This is a genomic window from Nocardioides flavescens (assembly GCF_009823805.1).
Taxonomy (GTDB): domain Bacteria; phylum Actinomycetota; class Actinomycetes; order Propionibacteriales; family Nocardioidaceae; genus Nocardioides; species Nocardioides flavescens.
The window spans coordinates 12518-33690 of record NZ_WUEK01000011.1 but is presented as its reverse complement, the minus strand read 5'-3'; the positions used below and the strand labels follow the sequence as shown (position 1 = coordinate 33690).

The 21173-nt window shown below is 73.6% G+C and carries 19 protein-coding genes and 1 pseudogene; 12 read left to right on the top strand and 8 right to left on the bottom strand.

Annotated features, from left to right (window positions below; translation table 11 throughout):
- The first annotated feature begins 6 nt into the window (after positions 1-6).
- The 7 genes from GRQ65_RS16615 (at position 7) to GRQ65_RS16585 (ending at position 7417) form a co-directional block, all read left to right on the top strand.
- Positions 7-1404, top strand: coding sequence for an amidohydrolase family protein (locus GRQ65_RS16615; RefSeq protein ID WP_160879118.1), 1398 nt, complete (start codon positions 7-9; stop codon positions 1402-1404).
- Between the two features lie 8 nt (positions 1405-1412).
- Positions 1413-2333, top strand: a complete 921-nt coding sequence (locus GRQ65_RS16610) for an NAD(P)-dependent oxidoreductase (protein WP_160879117.1) — start codon at positions 1413-1415, stop codon at positions 2331-2333.
- A 62-nt stretch (positions 2334-2395) separates the two neighbouring features.
- Positions 2396-3652 carry a PucR family transcriptional regulator gene (locus GRQ65_RS16605; RefSeq protein WP_160879116.1) on the top strand — a complete coding sequence of 419 codons (1257 nt, stop codon included), beginning with the start codon at positions 2396-2398 and terminating at the stop codon, positions 3650-3652.
- A 141-nt stretch (positions 3653-3793) separates the two neighbouring features.
- Positions 3794-4915 carry an LLM class flavin-dependent oxidoreductase gene (locus tag GRQ65_RS16600; RefSeq protein WP_160879115.1) on the top strand — a complete coding sequence of 374 codons (1122 nt, stop codon included), beginning with the start codon at positions 3794-3796 and terminating at the stop codon, positions 4913-4915.
- Complete coding sequence (locus tag GRQ65_RS16595; protein ID WP_160879114.1) at positions 4912-5505, top strand: carboxymuconolactone decarboxylase family protein; 594 nt, start codon at positions 4912-4914, stop codon at positions 5503-5505. Before GRQ65_RS16600 ends, GRQ65_RS16595 begins: the two co-directional genes overlap by 4 nt.
- On the top strand, positions 5502-6254 hold the full coding sequence (locus GRQ65_RS16590; RefSeq protein ID WP_160879113.1) for an alpha/beta fold hydrolase: 753 nt from the start codon (positions 5502-5504) through the stop codon (positions 6252-6254). The genes GRQ65_RS16595 and GRQ65_RS16590 overlap by 4 nt, the downstream gene beginning before the upstream one ends.
- Positions 6251-7417 carry a flavin reductase gene (locus GRQ65_RS16585; RefSeq protein ID WP_160879112.1) on the top strand — a complete coding sequence of 389 codons (1167 nt, stop codon included), beginning with the start codon at positions 6251-6253 and terminating at the stop codon, positions 7415-7417. The genes GRQ65_RS16590 and GRQ65_RS16585 overlap by 4 nt, the downstream gene beginning before the upstream one ends.
- Positions 7418-7492: 75 nt before the next feature.
- On the opposite strand, the gene GRQ65_RS16580 is transcribed toward GRQ65_RS16585, so the two are convergent.
- Both GRQ65_RS16580 and GRQ65_RS16575 read right to left on the bottom strand, forming a co-directional pair.
- Complete coding sequence (locus GRQ65_RS16580) at positions 7493-8476, bottom strand: NAD-dependent epimerase/dehydratase family protein (RefSeq protein WP_160879111.1); 984 nt, start codon at positions 8474-8476, stop codon at positions 7493-7495.
- The gene (locus GRQ65_RS16575; RefSeq protein ID WP_337191803.1) at positions 8476-9048 is read right to left on the bottom strand and encodes an RNA polymerase sigma factor; all 573 of its coding nucleotides are present in this window, start codon (positions 9046-9048) and stop codon (positions 8476-8478) included. The genes GRQ65_RS16580 and GRQ65_RS16575 overlap by 1 nt, the downstream gene beginning before the upstream one ends.
- Before the next feature lie 62 nt (positions 9049-9110).
- On the opposite strand from GRQ65_RS16575, the gene GRQ65_RS16570 reads away from it, so the two are divergent.
- Positions 9111-10595, top strand: a complete 1485-nt coding sequence (locus GRQ65_RS16570; RefSeq protein ID WP_202388278.1) for a serine/threonine-protein kinase — start codon at positions 9111-9113, stop codon at positions 10593-10595.
- Positions 10596-10602: 7 nt separating this feature from the next.
- Here GRQ65_RS16570 and GRQ65_RS16565 read toward each other — a convergent pair whose 3' ends face one another.
- A complete protein-coding gene (locus GRQ65_RS16565) occupies positions 10603-11301 on the bottom strand; it encodes a hypothetical protein (RefSeq protein WP_160879109.1) in 699 nt (232 codons plus the stop codon).
- A gap of 61 nt (positions 11302-11362) precedes the next feature.
- Here GRQ65_RS16565 and GRQ65_RS16560 point away from each other — a divergent pair, with 61 nt between their 5' ends.
- On the top strand, positions 11363-12871 hold the full coding sequence (locus GRQ65_RS16560) for an amidohydrolase family protein (RefSeq protein WP_160879108.1): 1509 nt from the start codon (positions 11363-11365) through the stop codon (positions 12869-12871).
- 26 nt (positions 12872-12897) lie between these two features.
- Here the strand turns inward: GRQ65_RS16560 and GRQ65_RS16555 are convergent, their stop codons facing one another.
- Positions 12898-13863 (bottom strand): GDSL-type esterase/lipase family protein, encoded by a 966-nt coding sequence (locus GRQ65_RS16555; RefSeq protein ID WP_160879107.1) that lies wholly within the window; start codon positions 13861-13863, stop codon positions 12898-12900.
- Positions 13860-14744 carry an SGNH/GDSL hydrolase family protein gene (locus GRQ65_RS16550; RefSeq protein ID WP_160879106.1) on the bottom strand — a complete coding sequence of 295 codons (885 nt, stop codon included), beginning with the start codon at positions 14742-14744 and terminating at the stop codon, positions 13860-13862. The genes GRQ65_RS16555 and GRQ65_RS16550 overlap by 4 nt, the downstream gene beginning before the upstream one ends.
- 29 nt (positions 14745-14773) lie before the next feature.
- On the opposite strand from GRQ65_RS16550, the gene GRQ65_RS16545 reads away from it, so the two are divergent.
- Complete coding sequence (locus tag GRQ65_RS16545) at positions 14774-15760, top strand: cation diffusion facilitator family transporter (RefSeq protein WP_337191802.1); 987 nt, start codon at positions 14774-14776, stop codon at positions 15758-15760.
- Positions 15761-15933: 173 nt separating this feature from the next.
- On the opposite strand, the gene GRQ65_RS16540 is transcribed toward GRQ65_RS16545, so the two are convergent.
- On the bottom strand, positions 15934-17058 hold the full coding sequence (locus GRQ65_RS16540; protein ID WP_160879105.1) for a PucR-like N-terminal domain-containing protein: 1125 nt from the start codon (positions 17056-17058) through the stop codon (positions 15934-15936).
- 86 nt (positions 17059-17144) lie between these two features.
- Between GRQ65_RS16540 and GRQ65_RS16535 the strand changes: the two genes are divergently transcribed.
- Entirely contained in the window at positions 17145-18284 is a 1140-nt protein-coding gene (locus GRQ65_RS16535) for a ferredoxin reductase (protein WP_160879104.1), read from the top strand.
- Positions 18281-19516 carry a fatty acid desaturase family protein gene (locus GRQ65_RS16530; protein WP_160879103.1) on the top strand — a complete coding sequence of 412 codons (1236 nt, stop codon included), beginning with the start codon at positions 18281-18283 and terminating at the stop codon, positions 19514-19516. Before GRQ65_RS16535 ends, GRQ65_RS16530 begins: the two co-directional genes overlap by 4 nt.
- A gap of 24 nt (positions 19517-19540) precedes the next feature.
- On the opposite strand, the gene GRQ65_RS16525 is transcribed toward GRQ65_RS16530, so the two are convergent.
- Positions 19541-20278, bottom strand: coding sequence for an ABC transporter permease subunit (locus GRQ65_RS16525; RefSeq protein ID WP_160879102.1), 738 nt, complete (start codon positions 20276-20278; stop codon positions 19541-19543).
- A pseudogene (locus GRQ65_RS24100) lies at positions 20275-21123 on the bottom strand (ABC transporter ATP-binding protein); the annotation flags it as partial. The pseudogene GRQ65_RS24100 and the gene GRQ65_RS16525, both read right to left, overlap by 4 nt.
- Positions 21124-21173: the final 50 nt, after the last annotated feature.

The following is a 21173-nucleotide window of genomic DNA, read 5'->3' as shown; positions in this document are numbered from 1 at the left end:
GAACCCATGTCCGACCGCCGCACCCTGTTCCGCAACGGCACCGTCCTGACCGTCGACCCGCAGCTCGGGCAGATGGAGGGCGCCGACGTCCTGGTCGAGGGCCGTCGCATCCTCGAGGTCGGCCACGGCATCGAGGCCGGTGACGCCGAGGTGGTCGACGCGACCGACATGATCGTGATGCCGGGCTTCGTCGACTCCCACCGCCACCTGTGGCAGGCCCTGATCCGCCACATCGGCTCCGACTGGACCCACGGCCAGTACCTCACCGGCGTCCACGTCGGCCTGAGCGGCGACTACCGCGCCGAGGACACCTACCTCGGCAACCTCGTCGGCGCCCTCGAGGCGATCGACTCGGGCATCACGACCCTCCTCGACTGGTCGCACAACATCGACTCCCCCGAGCAGGGCGACGGCGCGATCCAGGCGCTGCAGGAGTCGGGCATGCGCTCGGTCTTCGCCCACGGCGGCGGCGCGACGATGTGGCAGCTGCCCAGCACCGTCCCGCACACCCGCGACGTGCTGCGGATCAAGGACCAGTACTTCTCCTCCGACGACCAGCTGATGACCATGGCCATCGGCCTGCGCGGCCCGCAGTTCAGCACCCCCGAGGTGGCGATCGAGGACTGGAAGCTGATCCAGGAGCTCGGCTGCCGCGTCACCGTGCACAACGGCGACGGCGAGTGGGGCAAGTCCCGGCCGGTGGCCTGGATGCACGAGCACGGGATGCTCTCGGACAAGGTCACCCACGTCCACTGCTGCTCGCTGGCCGACGACGAGTTCCAGATGATCGCCGACTCCGGCGGCACCGCCTCGGTCTCGGCCGACGTCGAGGCCCAGATGGGGCTCGGCTGGCCCGCCACCGGCAAGCTGCTGAAGGTCGGCGTGCGCCCGAGCCTGTCGGTCGACGTGTGCGTCTCCAACGGCGGCGACATGTTCAACGCGATGAAGGCGACCATCGCCATCCAGCGCGGCCTCGACAACGCCGCCGAGGCGACCCCCGGCGAGCAGGCCGGCATCGAGCTCAGCTGCCACGACGTCATCGAGTTCGCGACCATCGAGGGTGCCCGCGCCCTGGGCCTCGACCACGTGACCGGCAGCCTCACGCCGGGCAAGGACGCCGACATCATCTGCATCCGCACCGACAACCTCGCGATGACCCCGCTCAACAACCCCGCGGGCGCGCTCGTCTACTCCGGTCACCCCGGCATGGTCGACAGCGTCATGGTGCGGGGGGAGTGGCTCAAGCGTCACGGCAAGCTGACCTACGGCGACGTCGCCGGCCTGCGCCAGCGGGCCAGCGCGGCGCGCGACGTCCTCTTCGAGCGGGCCCTCGAGCGCCCCAGCACCGCCGACGCCCGCACGGGCGGCTCGTGGATCCCCGGCATCCACCGGGTGCCTCGATGAGCGCAGCCATGAGCGACCCGTTCTACGAACGGCGACCACCGGGCGAGGTCGGCTTCGTCGGCCTCGGCGCGATGGGTACGCCGCTCGCGGGTCACCTCGTCGACGCCGGCTGGCAGGTCGTCGGCCACGACCTGTCGGCCGACGCGGTCAGCGAGCTGCAGCGTCGCGGTGGCTCGCCGGCGACCTCCGCCGCCGACGTCGCCGACCGCGTCGACGTGGTGGTCACCTCGCTGCCCTCGGCGGCGGCGCTGGTGAGCGTCATCGACGCGCTCGGCTCGGCCGACCGCTCGGGCCGTGCCCCGCTGGTGGTGATCGAGACCAGCACGCTGCAGCTGGAGGCCAAGCTCGCCGCGCGCGATCAGGCCGAGGCCCTCGGCCTCGCGCTGCTCGACTGCACGCTGAGCGGCACCAGCCAGCAGGCGCGCGACCGCGACGTCATCGCCTACCTCAGCGGCACCGACGCCGAGACCTCGGCGCCGGCGCGGCGGGTGCTCGCCGACATGGTGCGCGCGACGTACGAGGTCGGCGACTTCGGCTCCGGCACCCGGCTCAAGCTGGTCGCCAACCTGCTCGTCGCGGTGCACAACCTGACCGCGGCCGAGGCGCTGCTGCTCGCGCAGCGGGCCGGCCTCGACCTCGACCTGGCCCTCCCGGCCCTGGTCGACGGTGCGGGGGGCTCCAAGATGCTCGCCCACCGCGGGCCGCTCATGCTCGACGAGGGCTACCGCACGGCGGCCGCGCGCGTCGACATCTTCCTCAAGGACATCGCGGCCATCCGCTCCCTGGCCCACGACACCGGCAGCCCCATCCCGCTGCTGTCGCTGACCGGTGTGTTCTACGAGGCGGCGGCCGCCCAGGGCCGGGCCGCGCAGGACGCCGCCTCGGTGTTCGCGGTCCTCGACCAGATGTCGACACCCCACGTGGTATGACAGGCGGTCTCGGGTCGCTGGTGACGGACGACACAGCTCGTGCGGGCGCGGACGGAGGATGGATGGTGGTCGAGCCGCGCGGCTCGCGGCTGTACGTCGACGAGCTGCCGACGATCCCCGCGTGGGCGCAGCGGCTGATGCTGAGCCTCGACGTGGACGCACTGGTGGCCGAGGTGATGGCCGGCAACATGCCGGCGGCCTACCCCGACCAGCTCGAGAACCAGCCGTTCGTCGACCAGCTCACCGCCAGCGTCCAGGAGAACGTCGGCCGGCTGCGCACGTTCCTCGCCGGGCAGATCGACCTCGACCACGTGGTGCTCACCCAGCCGCACGCCCTCGCGGCGATGGTGGCGCAGCTGGGCATCCCGGCCTCGGCGATGAACCGGTCCTACCGGGTCGGGTTCGGGATCATGTGGGACCAGCTGAGCGCCCTGGTGACCCGGGGCGCCGCCGAGCAGGGGATCGACGCGCAGGAGGTGCTGCCCGTCCTGCACGAGCTCACCGCGCTGATCCTGCGCTACCAGCACCACGTCGCCTCCCAGGTCTCCGAGACCCACGCGCGGGAGGAGCGCGCGCTCAGCCAGTCGCGCGACCACCTGCGCTACGCACTCGTCCGTCAGCTGCTCCGCGGTGAGGGCACGCTGTCGCCGGCGGACGTCGTGTCCCTGGGCTACGACCTCGCCGCCCACCACGTCGCGGTGCACCTGCCCGACGTGCCCGAGGGCGCCGCGGGCCGGCTGCTCGTGGGGCTGCGGGAGCGGGCGTCGGTGCGCCGCACACTGCTGTTCCCCGTCTCGACCGGCCGTACGACGCTCTGGCTGGGGCGCTCGCGCAGCTGGCGCGACGACGAGCTCGCCGACCTCACGGCGTTCCTGCGCTCCTCGGGTGTGACGGCGTCCGTGAGCCGGGCGCACGCCGGGCTCGAGGGGTTCCGCCGCACGGCCGAGGAGCTCGACAGCGTGGAGGAGGTGCGCCGCCGCCGCGGCGACCGCGCCGCCCCCGTGACGACGTTCCCCGAGGTGGCGCTCGACTGCCTGCTGCTCGCTGACCCGGTGAGCAGCGCGGCGTTCGTGCGCGACGAGCTCGCCGGCCTCGCCGCCCCCACCGCCGAGGCCCAGCGGCTGCGCGAGACCCTCGAGGCCTGGCTCGATCGAGGCAGCCACGTCGGCGCCGCCGAGGCGCTGAGCCTGCACGAGCACACCGTCCGCAACCGGCTGCAGCGCGTCGAGGAGCTGCTCGGTCACGACATCCGGCAGCGCCGCACCGAGGTCGACGTGGCCCTGCGGCTGCACCGGCTCACGGCTCCCGACACCCGCTGACGCCGGGCGTCATCGACCCGCACGACATCTCACCCGCTACGCCACTGCCTCACCCGCCGACTCCGCGAAGACTCGGACGGGAAGGGGGCGGTGCGCCCACCCCACGCTCGAAACCGCGTTGAACTCCCGGAGGACACGACCATGAGGCTTGGCTACTTCTCGATGCCGCTGCACCCGCTCGGCCGGACCTGGCAGGACACCCTGCGCGAGGACCGCGAGGCGGTGATCCTGGCCGACCAGCTCGGGTTCCACGACGCGTTCATCGGCGAGCACCTCACCGACCGTCACGAGAACATCACCAACAGCCTGGTCTTCCTCGCCACGCTGATCCACGACACCTCCTCGATCCGCCTGGGCACCGGTACGACCAACCTGTCCCAGCAGCACCCGGTGCTGGTGGCGGCGAACTCGGCGATGTTCGACCACCTCTCCGACGGCCGTTTCATCCTGGGCGTCAGCCCCGGCGCGCTCGCCTCCGACGCCGAGGCGCTCGGCCTGCTCGACGAGGACCGCCCGGCCATCTTCGCCGAGGCAGTCGACGTCATCACCGCGATCTGGGAGGGCGAGGCGCCCTACGACATCCGCTCGCCCGGCGGCCGCTTCCACGTCTCGACCGCCCGCACCATGGACGAGAAGCTCGGCGTCGGCTTCATCGGCAAGCCGCTGCAGCAGCCGCGACCCGAGATCGTCGGCACCGTCGTGGCGCCGTTCTCCAAGGGAGTCGTGGCGATGGGCAGCAAGGACTTCCACCCGCTGTCGGCCAACTTCCTGCTGCCCCAGTGGGTGGCCACGCACTGGCCGAAGTACGTCGAGGGCAAGGAGTCCGTCGGCGCCAGCGCCGACGTGGCCGACTGGCGCGTCGCGCGCACGGTCTTCGTCGCCGACACCCACGAGCAGGCGGTGGAGTACGCCAAGAGCTCGTCCGACAGCCCCTACCGCTTCTACTACCAGCAGATGCTGACCAAGATGCGCAAGCTCGGTCGCCTCAACCTGTTCAAGGCCGACCAGGCCGCCGACGACGACAGCATCACCATCGACACGCTGCTCGACGAGCTGGTCATCGCCGGCACCGCCGAGGAGGTCGCCGAGCAGGTCGTGGCGTTCCACGACGAGGTCGGCCCGTTCGGGGAGCTCGTCTACGCCGGTCTCGACTGGGTCGACCCCACCCTGGCCCGTCGTTCGATGGAGCTGATGGCCACCGAGGTCATGCCCGCCGTCGACAAGGCGACCGCCGACCGCGAGGTCGCGGGAGCCGCCTCGTGAGCGCCTCCTCCTCGACCGGCTCCGCGGCTCGCGTCCAGCCGCTCACCCCGCCCACCGAGGAGTCGATGACCCCGGCCCAGCGCGAGGCTGTCGCCACCATCGTGGCGGGCCCGCGCGGGGCGCTGGTCGGGCCGTTCGCACCGCTGCTGCACAGCCCTGAGCTGATGACGCGGGTGCAGAAGGTCGGCGAGCACCTGCGCTTCGCCACCGAGCTGCCCGACCGGCTGCTCGAGACCGCGATCCTCTGCGTCGCGCGGCACTGGGACCAGCCCTTCGAGTGGGGCTTCCACCAGCCGCTCGCACTGGCCGCCGGGGTCTCGCAGGCCGACGTCGACGCCCTCGGCGCCGGAGAGCGACCGGCCGACGACGAGCTCGTCGCCGCCGTCTCCGACCTCTCCCACGCGCTGCTGGAGACGGGACGTCGTGACGAGGACGCCTGGGAGCGGCTGGCCGGGGAGCTGTCGCCGACCGCCGTGCTCGAGCTGGTCGCCACCCTCGGCTACTACACGACGCTCGCGCTCGTGATGAACGCCGCCGACACCGAGCCGTCCGACGGGATGCCCGCCCTGCCCGAGCGAGGACAGCCATGACCCTGGTGCTGCTCCACGGCCTCGGTGTGGACGCAGCGATGTTCGACGACCTGCGCGACCGGCTCACCGGTCCCACCGTCGCCTTCGACCTGCCCGGTCACGGCGCCGAGCCGGCGCTGCCCGAGGGCGCGGGGCTCGAGGCCCACGCCGCCTGGCTCGCGGAGCGGCTCGCCTCGCAGGAGGACGGCCCGGTCGACCTGCTGGGCGTCTCGCTCGGCGGGCTGCTCGCGCAGCAGCTCGCCGCCACCCGGCCCGACCTGGTGCGCCGGCTCGTCGTCGTCGACGCCGTGACGACGTACCCCGAGCCGATGCGGGCGATGTGGCGCGAGCGCGCCGCGGTGGCCCGCACCGACGGGGTCGCGGCGTACGTCGAGCCGACGCTGGCGCTGTGGTTCACCGCGGAGGCCCGCGAGGCCGACGAGCCGGTCGTCGCGTGGACCGCGAAGACGGTCGAGGGCACCTCGCCCGAGGGCTACGCCCGGGCGTGCGAGCTGCTCGAGGGCGCCGACACCCGCCCGCTGCTCGACCGGATCACCCAGCCCGTGCTCGTCGTGTGCGGCGACGACGACGCCCCGCCGTTCCGGGCCGCGGTCGCCGAGCTCGAGGCCGCCCTGACCGACGTCCGCACCTGCTGGCTGCCCGGCCGGCACGCGGCGGTCATCGAGTCCCCCGAGCCGGCGGTCGCCGCGCTGGAGGAGTTCCTGTCCACCCCGGACCCGCAGCCCGAACCGCAGGAGGAGCAGTCATGACGGAACTGTCGACCGCGCAGGCCGCGCCGACGATCTCGGCGCGCGAGTTCCGCGACGTGGTGGGCCGCCTGGCCAGCGGTGTCACCGTGATCACGACCCACGACGACGACCAGCGCCACGGGATGACGGCCAGCTCGGTCACCTCGCTCTCGGCCGACCCGCCGCTGATGATCGCGTGCCTCAACAACGCCACCCCGACGGCCGCCGCCGTCGGTCGCGCCGGGGTCTTCGTGGTCAACGTGCTCGGCGAGCGCGGCGGCGAGCTGGCGCACCGGTTCAGCACACCGGCCGAGGACAAGTTCCACGGCGTCCCGACCACCGCCGGTCGCACCGGCGCGCCGGTCCTGCAGGACGCGCTGGCGCACCTGGAGTGCGAGGTCGTCGAGCGGATCGTCGGTGGCACCCACACCGTGTTCATCGGCCACGTCGTCTCGGCGGTCGCCCACGACGGGCACCCGCTCACCTACTTCCGCGGCGGCTTCGGCCGGTTCTCCTTCGCCCGCGACGACGAGGTCTACCACCGCGCTCGCGACCGCGTGCTCCACCGCGTGCACAGCGCCGGCGACGTCATCGACGTCGACGAGATGGCCGGTGCGCTCGACGTCGACGCGCCCGCGGCGTTCTACGCCCTGACCCGCCTCGCCGCCGACGGCCTCGTGCGCCGCGACCCCGACCGCGGCTACGTCGTGACGGCCTTCGACACCCGGCTCTCCGACACCACCTTCGACGCGCGGCTGACCATCGAGCTCGGCGTCATCGCCGGTCTCGCCGATGCCCTGCGCGCCGGCACCGTCGACGCCGCCGCGATGGCCGACCTGCGGGCCCGTTTCGAGCGGATGGCCGCGCTGCTCGTCGGCGACCGGTTCATCGACTTCGACGCCTACCTCGACGCCAACTACGCCTTCCACGAGGGGATCGTGGCGCTGGCCGGCAACGACCTGCTGACCAGCACCTTCGGCGCCCTGTCGATCCGCAACGTGATGACCCGCAGCTTCGGCGCCACCCCGGTCACCTCCGAGCGGTTCGTCGAGGCCCAGCGCGCCGTCCTCGAGGGCCTCGAGGCCGGTGACCCCGACGCCGCCAGCGCCGCTGCCCGCTCCTACTGCGAGCTCGCCAAGTCCCGCGTCAGGGAGATCCTGGCGCACACGGGTGGGCGGCTGTAGTCACCGACGAACGGGCGGTAGTCACCGACGTTCCGGGGGTCTGAGAGGTGTCTCAGGGCCCCGGAACGTCGGTGACTACCGCCCGGTCCGAGCGCCCCACGACCCCAGCAGCGCCGCCTCACGCGCCCGGTCGATCCCGGTGACGACGGCGTCGGGGGTGTCGCGCAGCCAGGCGAGGGTGTCGCGGGCGGTCTCGGCGAGCGGCCGGAGCTGCAGCCCGGCGGCGAGAGCGGGGGCCACGTCGTGCGCCAGCATCCCGTCGTACGCCGGCCGCGGGAGCCACAGCGGCAGTGAGCCCGGCCCGGCCCAGGGCTCGACGCTGTGGTCGATCAGGTGCTCCTGCGGCACCCAGGTGAGCGCCACCGACGAGCCCACCCCGTCGGCGCACTGCGCGAGCAGGTCGGCGAACGGCAGCGACCGCCCGACGGCGTCGAGGGTGTCGACCACCCGTTCCTCGGCGCAGTGCACCACCCACGAGGCGAGGTCGCGCACGTCGATGACCTGCACGCTGTCGTCGGGCGCGCCCGGCGCCAGCACCTCGCCGCCGTCGGCGAGCCGCCGCGGCCAGTAGCTGAACCGACCGGTCGGGTCGCCAGGGCCGACGATCAGCCCCGGTCGCAGCACCGTCGCCGACGTCGCCCCCTCGCGGACGAGCCGCTCGCACTCGACCTTCAGTCCGCCGTACGCCGACGGCTCGGCCTCCAGGTCGGTGTCGTCGACGACCGGGGGGACGAGCGGGAGTGAGCCGGGCCCGCCGCCGGGAGTCGACTCGTCCGCGTAGACCGAGATCGTCGAGACGAAGACCCAGTGCGCACCGTCGGTCGCGGCCAGCGCGCGGCGCACCCACGACGGCTGGCGCGCGACGTCGACGACCGCGTCGAAGGGTCCGCCCAGGTCGGGCAGGTCGGCGGCGCGGTCGACCTCGACCAGCCGGGCGCCCTCGGGCACCGACCCGGAGGTGCCGCGTGCTGCACAGACGACCTCGTGACCCCGCGCCAGCGCCGCGTCCGCGACCGCGCGGGAGAGGAAGACCGTGCCGCCCAGCACGAGCAGCCGCATCAGATCCCGCCGTCGGCGAGCATCGGGCGCACCAGCTTGCGGCCGTGGTGGATCTGCGCCTTGACCGTGCCGAGCGGGGCACCGACGAGCTGCGCGATCTCGTCGTACGGCAGGCCGTACACGTCGCGCAGCAGCAGCGGCTCGACGAACTGCGGGTGCTCGCGCTCCAGGGTCTCCATCGCCTCGAGCAGGTCGAGGCGGGTGCCGGCGATGACGCTCGTGGTGCGCGGGTCGGGCCGATGCATGGCGGGGGAGTCGGTCGGGTCGGCGGCGACGGCCTGGTTCTTCATCCGGCGGTACGTCGATCGCGCGGAGTTCACGGCGACGACGTGCAGCCAGGTGGTGAACCGGCCACGCTGGTTCCAGCTGCCGATCTTCTCGGCGACCTTGAGCAGCGCCTCCTGGCAGGCGTCCTCGGCGTCGGGGGTGTAGGGCAGCACGCCCCGGCAGACGTTGAGCGTGCGCGGCCGGACCGCGGCGAGCAGCAGCTCCATCGCGTCGCGGTCACCGGCCTGGGCGCGGCGCGCCAGGTCGTCGATCTCGTCCGGCGTCGACCCCGTCTCGCTCACCACGGGACACATCCTTCCCCGTCGTGCTCGACCTCACCCTCTCGGGAGAGGATGCCGGTGTGTCCATGCCCCACCGCCTCGGGCGGTACGCCGTGCGCCGCCGGATCGGCTCCGGTGGCTTCGCGACGGTGTGGCTCGCCTACGACGAGCAGCTCGACTCGCCCGTCGCGGTCAAGGTGCTCGCCGAGAACTGGACCGAGGACACCCACGTGCGCCGCCGCTTCGTCGAGGAGGGGCGTTACCTGCGCAAGGTGGAGTCGCCGCACGTCGTGAGCGTCTACGACGCCGGCGAGCTCGACGACGGCCGGCCCTACCTCGTGATGTCGTACGCCGACCAGGGCACGCTCGCCGACCGGCTCGAGGCCGGCGGGCTCACGAGCGCCCAGACGCTCGAGGTCGTGCGTCAGGTGGGCGCCGGGCTGCAGGCCCTCCACGACCGCGACGTGCTGCACCGCGACGTGAAGCCGGCCAACGTGCTGTTCCGCACTGTGCGCGGGCCGCGGGGCGACGAGGTGCGGGCGATGGTCGGCGACCTCGGCCTCGGCAAGGCGCTCGACGTGTCCTCGCGGCTCACCATGGTCGCGGGCACCCCGACGTTCGTCTCGCCCGAGCAGGCCTCGGCGGAGAGCCCCGACGCGCGCGCCGACCAGTACAGCCTCGCCGCACTCGCCTACCTCCTGCTCAGCGGCCGCCCGCCGTTCGCCCACGTCTCGCTGGCCGCCGCGCAGTCGCCGGGCGAGCTCGCGCCGCTCTCGGTCCCGGAGCGGGAGTTCCCGGGCGAGGTCGACGCGGTGCTGCGCCGCGCGCTCGCGCCCGACCGCGAGGAGCGGTTCCCCGACGTGACGGCGTTCGTGACGGCGTTCGCCGAGGCGCTCGACGGGGTCGTCGACGCCGACGCCCGCACCCAGGTCACCCGGCCCTGGCTGGAGCGCGACCCCGACCTGACCCAGCCCGGCCCCCGCCCGACCCAGGCCCCGGCAGCCGCGACGCTGCCGGTCGCGGCCGCCCCGAGGCGCCGGCGCGCCTGGCCAGTGCTGGTCGGCGTCGGGATCGTGGCCCTCGCCCTCGGCGCCGGCGGTGGCTGGGCTGTCCAGCGCGCGTCGCAGCCCACCGAGCGCACGGTGTTCGACAGCGACGGCAACATCAGCGTGACCGTCCCCGCCTCGTGGGACCGCGCCGACGCGGTCGACGACTGGCAGCCGCCCGGGTCCTCCGACGAGGTCTCCGCGCTGTCGGTCGGCACCGACCCGACCTGGAACGAGGGCGACGGCGAGGGCGTCTTCGCCGCGCTCCTCGAGGGCGACTCCCTACCCGACCAGGTGCCGCAGCACCCGGAGTGCGCGAGCGCCGGGCGCGCCGTCGAGGACACCCAGGACGGCGACTCCTCGGTCACCGTCGTCTACTCCGGGTGTCCCGGCACCGACGGGGCCGTCGTCGTCGAACGCGTCGTCCAGGTCACCCGCAACACCCTGCTGTGGGTGCAGGTGCGCAGCGGTGACCGCCCCACCGCCGCCCAGGTGCTCGACGGGGTCGAGACGCACGGCATCTAGCGGGGATCTAGGAGCTCGGCTCCTCGGTCTTCTCCTCCTTGGGCAGGGCCGCCAGGGGCTCGGCGGACGCCGCGACCCGGGCGAGGAGGTCGGCCAGCCCCTGCTCGTCGACCTTGCGGCCGGTGACCGAGATGTCGGCGTACGCCGTGTCGCTGCCGAAGCTCACCCAGCGCTCCATCGTCACCCGCAGGTGGTCATCCTGGACGTACGTCGCCACGAAGGCGTCCTCGGTCTCGGCGAGGTAGGTCAGGTCGGCCAGTTCGTCCTCGTCGACGGCGCTGCGCAGCGCCTCCTTGCGGCTGAGCTTGGCCACCCCGACCGACTGGTGGCGACCGGCGACGAGTGCCACCCGCAGCTTGAAGGTGTACGTCGGGTTGCCGGGGACGGTGGCGTTCCACGCCGGGTCCCCCTCGGCCTCCTTGTAGACGGCCCACCCGGTGGGGATGCCGACGGAGACGCCCATGCCACGCCTGCCCACCCGGAAGTCCATCTGCTCCAGAGGCAGGGCGGGCGCGAGGGCCGGGCTCGAGGGATCCGGCAGCAGCTCCACCGCGGGCGGCGTCGGGACCGCCGGCGAGACCGCGGGCACGGGCTCCGGCAGGTCGAGCGCGACCGGCTCGGGCCGGGTGCGGTCGGCAGCGACGTAGCCCCCCGCCGCGCCCAGGGCGAGCAGCACCACGGCCACCCCCGTCGCCCGCCGCCACATGCGCTGCAGGGTAGCCGCCCGGGCGTGCCGCCCCCAGAACGCCGCGACTACCGTTCACGCCGTGACCAGCCTGCTCGTCCGCCGCGCCCGCCTGGTGCCGATCGGCCCGGCCTCCGCTCCCGCACAGGGGACGGTCGACGTGCTGGTCGAGGACGGCCGCGTCACCGCGGTCGCGCCGGGTCTCGACGCCCCCGCCGGCGTCGAGGAGGTCGACGCCGACGGCCGCTGGTGCGCGCCCGGCCTCTGGGACCAGCACGTCCACCTCGCCCAGTGGACCCTCGCCTCGCAGCGCCTCGACCTCGGTCCGGCGCGCACCCCCGAGCAGGCGCTGCAACTGGTGGCCGAGCGCGTGACGACGCTGCCCGGCGTGCCCATCGTCGGCTGGGGCCACCGCTCCGGCACCTGGACGCGCGAGGTCACCGTCTCCGAGCTCGACGCGGTCACCGGCGACACCCCGGTCGTGCTCATCAGCGGCGACGGCCACCACGCCTGGCTCAACACCACCGCACTCATGCACCTGGCGCTGCCGGTGCGCGACTCGGTCGTGCGCGAGAACGAGTGGTTCGCGGTCTACCCCCGCCTCGCCACCCTCGTCGGCAACGACGGCACCTCGCCCGAGGCCGTGCGCCGCACCCTCGACGCGGCCGCGGCGCGCGGCGTGGTCGGGCTCGTCGACTTCGAGTTCGGCGGCGACCGGGCCGAGTGGGCGAGCCGCTGGGCCGCCGAGTGCGACGTGCTGCGCGTCCGCTGGGCGACGTATGCCGACACGCTCGACGACGTCATCGCCGCCGGCCTGCGCACCGGCGACGTGCTGCCGGGCTGCGACGAGCGCGCCACGATGGGGCCGCTCAAGATCATCAGCGACGGCTCGCTCAACACCCGCACGGCGTGGTGCTGCGAGCCGTACGCCGACGCGCACCGCCTGGAGTACCCCGCCGGCCAGCCCAACCTCTCCGGCGCCGAGCTGCGCTACCTCCTCGCGCGGGCCCACGCCCACGGCCTCGAGATCGCCACCCACGCCATCGGCGACGCGGCGGTCGCCGAGGCGCTCGGGGCCTACGCCGACACCGGCGCGGCCGGCTCGATCGAGCACGCCCAGCTCGTCGGGCGCGACGACGTGCGTCGGATGGCCGAGCTCGGGGTGCGCGCCTCCGTGCAGCCCGCCCACCTGCTCGACGACCGCGACCTCACCGACCTGGTCTGGCCGGGACGCGCTGAGCGCAGCTTCGCCTTCCGCTGGATGCTCGACGACGGCGTCGAGCTCGCCCTCGGCTCCGACGCCCCCGTCTCTCCGCTCGACCCGTGGCTCGCCATCGCGGCGTCCGTGCACCGCAGCGCCGACGACCGCGACCCGTGGACCCCCGAGCAGGCCCTCACCCCCGCCGAGGCCCTGGCCGCCTCCGTCGACGGCCAGCCCACCGTCGGCACCGGCTCCCGCGGCGACCTCGTGCTCCTCGACGCCGACCCGCTGGCGGGTGGGTCCGACTCCGCCGCGGTGGGTGGCGCCCTGCGCACCATGTCCGTCGCCCTCACCGTCGTCGGCGGCCGGGTCGTGCACTCCGTGCTCTGACCGTCGCCCACCCGGCGGCCCCCGCCTCAGCCCAGCTCGGCGAGCACCATTTCGGCGACCGCGGCCTGCTCGACCGCGAACGGGTGCAGGGCGATCGCCTCGCCCTCGACCGACTGCGCCCCCTGGATCCACGCCTCGTCACCGGCGCAGACGTCGTGGCCCTTGCTGGCCTCGAGCACGTCGACGTACGTCGCGTCGCTCGCCTCGGCCGCGGACTGCAGCTGCTGGTCCAGGGCGACGATGGCCTGGCGCACGAAGGCGTAGTCGCCGGCGGCCAGCGGCAGCTCGGGGCAGGTGCCCTGGGCGGGCACCGGCTGCGGGTAGCCGACGACGAACACCCGGGCGTTCGGCGCCCTGTCGACGACACCGGCGACCGCGGCGGTGACCCGCTCGCCGATCTGCGCGATCTTGTCGGCGATCTGATCGGTGCCGCCGGCGGTCAGCTGCGCCTGGCACGGCGCGCCCTCGGGCGCGCTCTGGGCCACGAAGGCGCAGGTGCCGACGAGGGTCTGGAACAGGTCGAGGTCGTTGCCGCCCATCCCGATCGTGACGAGAGCGGTGTCGTCGCCCAGCGCGTCGAACTGGGCCGGCAGCACGGCGTTCGTCGTCTGCTGCGCGCCGACGAGCGAGAGCGTGCTCGCCCCGGAGCAGCTGACGTCGGCCACCGAGGTGGCGTCGAGCGACGCGGCGATCAGGCTCGGGTAGTTGTGGTCCGAGCGCAGGCAGCCGGTCTGGGTCTCGGTGGTCGGCACGCCGGGCGCGGCGGTGTAGGAGTCGCCGAGCGCGACGTACCCGCCGTCGATCGTGACCTTCGGGCCCGCCGGGGCCGACGAGGCCGGACCAGACGAGGACGCCGACGGGCTGCTCACCGAGGGGCTGGGCGCAGGCGAGCTCGACGGGTCGGCGCCGTCGTCGCTGCAGGCCGCGAGCGCGAGCACCGCGCTCAGCGCCACGAGGGACGCGAGGACGGGGCGGAGGGGGCGGCGCGTCACCCGACCACCGTACGGACCGCTGCCACGACGAGCCGGGCCACGGCGTCCTGACCGCGCTGGAACGGGTGGAACGCCGCCGCCGTCCCGGGGCGCCGCTGCGAGCCGTTGACCCAGGCCTTCGAGCCGGCGCAGACGTCGTGTCCGGCGCTGGCCGCAGCGACGTCGACGAACACCGCGCCGGTGGTCGCGGCGACGGCCGCCGTCTCGCGTGACAGGGCGTCGAACGCCGCGTAGGCCTGGCGACGCGAGCGCCCCGACCACGGCGAGACCCGGCACGTGCCCGAGACGGGCACGAGCTGCGGGTAGCCGACCAGCACGATCGTGGCCTCGGGTGCGCGCTCGCGCACCCTGGCGACGACCCGGGTCAGCGCGCGGCCGATACCGGGCACGTGGGTGATGGCCTCGGACCGGTCGCGGCCCGGCAGCGTGAGGTCACGCAGGAACCCGCCGTCGTTGAACCCCAGCCCGATGCTCACCACGTCGGTGTCGGCCCGCACCCGGTCGAGCTGCGGCGGGTTGGGTCGCACTCCGGGGTGCGGCTGCGGTTGGAGCACGTGGACGGTGCGGGCCCCCGAGCAGCTCGCGTCGGCGTACGTCGCGCCGACCGCGAGCGCGACCTGGGCCGGGTAGGCGCGGGCCGCCCGGCGGCAGCCACGGGGCGCGCTGCCCGGCAGGCCGGCGCCGGAGGTGTAGGAGTCGCCGAGGGCGACGTAGCGCAGGGGGCGCACGGGTGGCTCCGTGGCGGGCTCCGTCGCGGGGGTGCTGGCCGGACCCGTGGTGGGGGCCGCCGGCGCGGCGGCGGGGCGAGTCGGGTCGGTCGACCCGCACCCGGTCAGGGCGAGGATCCCGGCGAGCGCCGCCGACGTCAGGACACCTCGCATGGACACCACGGTAGGGGTACCGCATCCAGGTGGCGCAGGATCAGGCGGAGCAGCGGGCGGCGGGCAACGGGTCGGACGACTCCTCGGAGTCGATGCTGACCGTGGTGGTGGCGCTCGCCGCCAACGGGCTGCTGGCGGCGGCCAAGACGTTCGTCGCGGTGATCACCGGCTCGGCGGCGATGGTCGCGGAGGCCGCGCACTCGTGGGCCGACACCGGCAACGAGGTGTTCCTGCTCGTCGCCGAGCGCACCGGTCGCAAGCCGCGCGACGCCGCCCACCCGCGCGGCTACGGCCGCTCGACGTACATCTGGTCGCTGGTCGCGGCGTTCGGTCTGTTCTCGGCGGGTGCCGTGGTGTCGGTCTGGCACGGCGTCACCGAGCTGTTCGGCGACGGCGGCGAGAACAGCTACCTCGCCAGCTACATCGTGCTGGGCATCGCGTTCGTGCTCGAGGGGACGTCGTTCCTCCAGGCCTCGCGTCAGGTCTCGGGCGCCGCCAAGCGCTTCGGGCTCAACCCGTTCCGCTACGTCTCCGAGACCTCCAACCCGACGCTGCGCGCGGTCTTCTTCGAGGACTTCTCGGCGCTGCTCGGTCTGGTGATCGCCGCCGTCGGCATCGGCCTGCACCAGCTCACCGGCCACCACGAGTACGACGCCGCCGCGTCGGTCCTCATCGGTCTGCTGCTCGCCGGGGTAGCGGTCTTCCTGATGCGCCGCAACATGGAGTACCTCCTGGGCGAGGACCAGGGCCCCGACGTGCGCCGCCGCGTGCTGACCACGCTGCTCGCGCACCCCGCGATCGACCGGATCACCTACCTCCACGTCGAGTTCGTCGGCCCGCAGCGGCTCTTCGTCGTCGCCGCGGTCGACCTCACCGGCGACGACGACGAGCCCCACCTCGCAGTGCGCTTCCGCAAGCTGGAGAGCGAGATCGAGACGGACGACCTGATCGAGGACGCCGTCCTCACCCTCGCTCCGCCCGACGAGCCCGCACTCATCCCCGAGTCGATCCGGTAGTCCGCGACGTTCCGCACGCCCGGGGGGCGGTGAGCTGTCGACCGTCGGCCCGGGGTGGCGGTGCCTCAGCAACCGTCGAAGACCTCAGGAAGGTTGCTCACGCACCGCTCCCCGGCCGCGCGCGTTGAGGACTCACCGCCGCCCGGGGCCGCGTCCGTCCAGAACGTCGCGGACTATCCCAGGGCGAGGGTCAGCGCGAGCACCGTATCGGGGTCCTCGAGCCGGTCGCCGTAGAGCTCGCGCAGCTGGGTGACGCGGTAGCGGACAGTCTGGGGGTGCACGAACAGCGCCTGGGCGACGTCGTCGCGGCGACCCTGGTGGAGCAGCCAGGCGCGCAGGGTGTCGGCGAGCTTCTCGGCCGTGACCGGGCGCAGGTCGGCGAGCGGCGCTAGCGCGCGGGCCCGCAGGTCGGCGAGGGCGTCCTCGTCGGCGTGGAGCACGAGGGTCGGCAGGTGCGCCTCGGTGTCGAGGGTGAGGCCGAGGGCCCGGGCCCGGCGGGCGCGGCGGACCGAGCGCCCCACCTCGAGCCACGGCACGGCGGGGCCGGCGACGGCGCCGCGCTCGGCGAGCGTGCGCAGCAGGGCGGGGCGCCGTGCGTCCGGCACGAGCAGCAGGGCGTCGCCCTCCTCCACCGCGGGAGCGCGCAGCGTCGCGGTCGAGACGTCGACGGCGCGCACCTGCGACTCGGGCACGAGCACTGCCGTCAGCGTGGTGGGCGGGGTCCAGCCCGCTCGCTCGGCCGCGCGGGCGACGTCGTCGGGTGCGGCGCCCTCGAGCAGCAGCTCGGTGAGCCGGTCGAGCAGCTGCTGGCGCACCCGCCCGGTCGTCTCCGTCTCGTCGGTGTGGCCCGCCACCGCGGCGGCCGACTGCTCGTCGATGTAGGCGAAGACCAGCTCGGCGAACCCCGCCAGCACGTCGGCCCCCACCCCGTGGCGCACCGCGGTCGACGACAGGTCGCGCCACGCGACGCGCGCGCCGATGCGGTACGCCGCGAGCAGGGCGTCGGTCGAGCGGCCGCTGCGGGCCTCGCCCCGACCGAGCTGGTAGGAGCCCTCCGTCGCGAGCACCGTCGTACGCCGGTCGGAGGGTCGCCGCCGCGCCGCGAGGGTCAGGAACCCGCCGAGCGCGAGCCGCACCGCGTTGCTGATCGTCTGGCCCATCGGCCCGGAGAAGGCGTCGCGGTAGTCGGGGACCTCCTCGACGATGGCCGCCACGACGGCGTCGGCGAGGTCGGGGAGCTCGGTGCGCATGGCCCGCACGGCCTCGGCGGGGAGGGTGAGTCCGCGTTCACGAGCCATCTTTCATCCCCTGCGAACAATTGTGACGTGGTCGTTCACGTCCTCAGGTCATGAATCATCGCACCCGAACACAACAGACTAGGAACATGGCATCGATCTCCGTCCCCAGCGGCGCCGGGCAGGGCGCGCGACGCGTCACCAGCCTGCGCTCCGTGCTGCGCCGGGTCGCCGACGCGGCCGTGACGCCGCTCGACGTGGACGACGTGCTCGACGTGTTCCACCCGCTGCGGGGCGGGCGCGACGGCCTGCAGGGCCGCATCGTCTCCATCACCCCGGAGACCGCCGAGTCCGCGACCGTGCTCATCAAGCCGGGCCGCGACTGGGCCGGTCACGTGCCGGGGCAGTACGTCCGCATCGGTGTCGACGTCGACGGCGTCCGCCTCTGGCGCACCTACTCCCTGACCCACGGTCCGCGCCCCGACCGCTGCATCTCGATCACCGTCAAGGCGATCCCGGGCGGCGTGGTCAGCAACCACCTCGTCCACCACGCCCAGGTCGGCCGGATGGTGCAGCTCGAGCAGGCCGAGGGCGAGTTCGTGCTGCCCCAGCCGATGCCCGCCAAGCTGCTGCTCGTCACCGCCGGCTCCGGCATCACCCCCGTCATCGGGATGCTGCGCAACCTGTTCTCGCGCCGCGTGCCGCCGAGCACCGACATCGTGCTCGTCCACGTCAACCAGAGCGCCGACACCGCGATGTTCCGCGACGAGCTCCGCGCCCACGGCGCGGCCGGTCGCATCACCCTGCTCGAGCGGTACGACGACCAGCACGGCCTGCTCGACGTCTCCGACCTCGCCACGCTGGTGCCCGACCTCGACGAGCGCCTGGCCTACGGCTGCGGCCCGGCCGGGCTGCTCGACGCGCTCGAGACGTACTACGACGAGCGCGGCCAGACCCTGCACACCGAGCGCTTCCGCGCCCAGGTCGTCACGGCCGGCGCCGAGGGCGAGGGCGGCACGCTGACGCTGCCCGACGGTCGTCAGGTCGAGGCCGACGGCGCCACCCCCATCCTCGACGTCGCCGAGTCCGCCGGAGCGCTCATGCCGAGCGGCTGCCGGATGGGCGTCTGCTTCGGCTGCGTCATCCCGCTCAAGAGCGGTGCCGTGCGCGACCTGCGCAACGGCGCCCTCACCGTCGCCGTGCCCGGGGAGACCGGGCCCGACGGCGTCCCCGTCCAGACCTGCATCAGCGCCGCTGCTGGTGATTGTGAGATTGGAGCTCGCCGATGACCGCCATCACCAAGAAGCCCGTCAACCCGACCGCGCACCTCACCCCCGAGGACATCGAGCAGATCGGCATCGAGCTCGACGCCATCCGCCAGGAGGTCCTCGACGACCGCGGCGAGCGCGACGCGGCGTACATCCGCAAGGTCGTCGCGATCCAGCGCCGCCTCGAGCTCGGCTCGCGCGCCGTGCTGCTCGGCTCCGCGCTGCCGCCGCTGTGGGTGCTCGGCACCGTCGGCCTCAGCGTCGCCAAGATCCTCGAGAACATGGAGATCGGGCACAACGTCATGCACGGCCAGTGGGACTGGATGCGTGACCCGAAGATTCACTCGACCACCTGGGAGTGGGACAACGCCTCCACCGCCGACGGCTGGAAGCACGCCCACAACGAGGTGCACCACACCTACACCAACATCGTCGGCAAGGACAACGACCTCGGCTACGGCATCATGCGCGTCGACGAGGACCAGCGCTGGCACCCGATGTTCCTGGCCCAGCCGGTGTGGAACTTCATCAACGCCTGCTTCTTCGAGTACGGCATCGCGGCCTACGACCTCGAGCTCGGCCGCAACCTGCGCATCCCCAAGGAGAAGCGCTCCGCCGAGTTCAAGGCCCAGCTGTCCAAGACGCTGAAGAAGATCCGCAAGCAGGCCACCAAGGACTACGTCGTCAACCCGGCCCTCGCGGCGCCGCTCGGCGGCTTCGTGCCGGCGCTGGCCGCCAACTTCACCGCCAACCTCGTGCGCAACCTGTGGTCGCACTCGGTCATCATGTGCGGCCACTTCCCCGAGGGCGTCGAGACCTTCGAGAAAAAGTCGATCCCCGACGACGAGACCCGCGGCCAGTGGTACCTCCGCCAGATGCTCGGCTCGGCCAACATCTCCGGCTCCAAGGCCATGCACGTCATGACCGGCAACCTGTCGCACCAGATCGAGCACCACCTCTTCCCCGACCTCCCGAGCAACCGCTACGCCGAGGTCGCCCCCAAGGTCGAGGCGCTGTTCGAGAAGTACGACCTCAACTACCACTCCGCCCCGCTGCCGCAGCAGGTCGCCTCGGCGTGGCACAAGGTCGTGCGCCTCTCGCTGCCCAACGGCTGGCTCGCCACGACCAACCGCTCCAACCTGGTCGAGCAGACCAAGCTGCTCTGGGCCATGAGCACCAAGGGCCCCAAGGTCCGCCGCGCCGCCTCCGCCCGCCTGCAGCAGCAGGAGCGCCGGCTCGCCGAGGCCGCTTGAGCCTGGGACCCGCCTGACCGGCGGCTACTCGTCGCCGGTCAGGTTGAACGCCCGCAGGCGTACGCCGGTGCGCCAGGTCGCCAGCACGATGACGACCACCAGCGCGACCACGGCGTACGCCGCAGGCAGGTCGTCGACGAGGAAGACCCCGCCCACCCGGTCGACGAGCTCGGCCGACCAGCGGCTGATGCTGAGCCACCGGATGCCGGCGAGCAGGCCACCGAGCAGGCCCTCCCAGATCAGCAGGTAGATCAGCCCGACCACGATCGCGTGGCGGGTCAGGACCGACAGCCAGGCGAAGACCGCGCAGTACGCCGCGCCGCCGGCGAGTGCGCCGAGGCCGAACCCGAGGGCCAGGGTCGGGTCGTCGCTGCGCAGCACCAGCCCGGCGACCAGCATCGGCACCGCGGCGAACGCCACGACGCAGCCCAGGGCGACGACCAGCTTGCTGGTGACGATCTGCCAGCGGGGGACGGGCGTGGCGAGGAGGTAGGCGATCGAGCCGTCGTCGATCTCGGGCGCGAGCAGCCCCGAGGTCGCCAGCAGCGCGACCAGCGGCGTGATGACGACCAGGCCGAGACCGTAGAGCGTGCTCTGCGCGGCGAGCCGGTCCTGACCGACGAGCACCCGCACCAGCACGGCCAGGGCGAGCAGCACGACCGGCAGCGCGAAGAGCAGCACCCCGCGCCAGCGGCCGAAGACCGAGCGGACGCCGAGGCGCACCACCGTGGGGTGGACGGGCGCGCGGGACGAGGTGCTCACGACGACACCAGGTAGGAGAAGACGCTCTCCAGGGACTCGTCGGTCGGCGTCACCTCGTGCAGGCGCACGGCGTGCTCGCGGGCCAGCCGCGGGAGCACCTCGCTGAACCGGCCGAAGTCGGAGGCCTCGACCTCGAGCCCGCCCTCGGGCCGCAGCCGCACCCCGCGCACGGAGGAGTCGGCCAGCAGCACGGAGGCCAGCGTGCGGTCGGCGCCGGAGCGGATCACGAAGCGGTTGGGCCGGTCGGTCATCAGCCGCCGGATCGCGCCGAAGTCACCCGACGCCGCGTGCCGTCCGGCCACGACGACCTCGATGTGACGGGCCACCTGCTCGACCTCCTCGAGGATGTGCGAGCTGAACAGCACCGTGCGCCCCTCGGCGCCCATCGTGCGCAGCAGCTCCATCAGGTGCAGCCGCTGGCGCGGGTCCATGCCGTTGAACGGCTCGTCGAGCAGCAGCACCGCCGGGTCGTGCACGAGCGCGGAGGCCATCTTGATCCGCTGCCGCATGCCCTTGGAGTACGTCGAGATCGAGCGGTCCTGCGCCTCGCTCATCTCGATGGTGGCGATCGCCCGCTGGGCCGCGGCCCCGGCGTCGGCCAGGCCGTGCAGCTCGGCGCAGGCGACCACGAACTGGCGCCCCGTGAGGTGGTCGAAGAGCGCCTCGCGCTCGGGCACGAGCCCGAGGCGGCGGTAGACCTGCTCGTTGCGCCACAGCGGCTCGCCGTCGAGCGTCACCGACCCCGACGACGGCGCGAGGAAGCCGGACATCAGGGCGATCAGCGTCGACTTGCCGGCGCCATTGGGCCCGAGCAGGCCGGTGACGCCCGGCCCGATCGTCATCGAGACGTCGTTGAGCGCGACGACGTTGCGGAACCAGCGCGAGGCGTGGTCGA

Coding starts and splice junctions, on each gene's coding strand:
- GRQ65_RS16615 (WP_160879118.1), top strand. CDS start 7: ATGTCCGACCGCCGCACCCTGTTCCGCAACGGCACCGTCCTGACCGTC.
- GRQ65_RS16610 (WP_160879117.1), top strand. CDS start 1,413: ATGAGCGACCCGTTCTACGAACGGCGACCACCGGGCGAGGTCGGCTTC.
- GRQ65_RS16605 (WP_160879116.1), top strand. CDS start 2,396: ATGGTGGTCGAGCCGCGCGGCTCGCGGCTGTACGTCGACGAGCTGCCG.
- GRQ65_RS16600 (WP_160879115.1), top strand. CDS start 3,794: ATGAGGCTTGGCTACTTCTCGATGCCGCTGCACCCGCTCGGCCGGACC.
- GRQ65_RS16590 (WP_160879113.1), top strand. CDS start 5,502: ATGACCCTGGTGCTGCTCCACGGCCTCGGTGTGGACGCAGCGATGTTC.
- GRQ65_RS16585 (WP_160879112.1), top strand. CDS start 6,251: ATGACGGAACTGTCGACCGCGCAGGCCGCGCCGACGATCTCGGCGCGC.
- GRQ65_RS16580 (WP_160879111.1), bottom strand. CDS start 8,476: ATGCGGCTGCTCGTGCTGGGCGGCACGGTCTTCCTCTCCCGCGCGGTC.
- GRQ65_RS16570 (WP_202388278.1), top strand. CDS start 9,111: ATGCCCCACCGCCTCGGGCGGTACGCCGTGCGCCGCCGGATCGGCTCC.
- GRQ65_RS16565 (WP_160879109.1), bottom strand. CDS start 11,301: ATGTGGCGGCGGGCGACGGGGGTGGCCGTGGTGCTGCTCGCCCTGGGC.
- GRQ65_RS16550 (WP_160879106.1), bottom strand. CDS start 14,744: ATGCGAGGTGTCCTGACGTCGGCGGCGCTCGCCGGGATCCTCGCCCTG.
- GRQ65_RS16540 (WP_160879105.1), bottom strand. CDS start 17,058: ATGGCTCGTGAACGCGGACTCACCCTCCCCGCCGAGGCCGTGCGGGCC.
- GRQ65_RS16535 (WP_160879104.1), top strand. CDS start 17,145: ATGGCATCGATCTCCGTCCCCAGCGGCGCCGGGCAGGGCGCGCGACGC.
- GRQ65_RS16530 (WP_160879103.1), top strand. CDS start 18,281: ATGACCGCCATCACCAAGAAGCCCGTCAACCCGACCGCGCACCTCACC.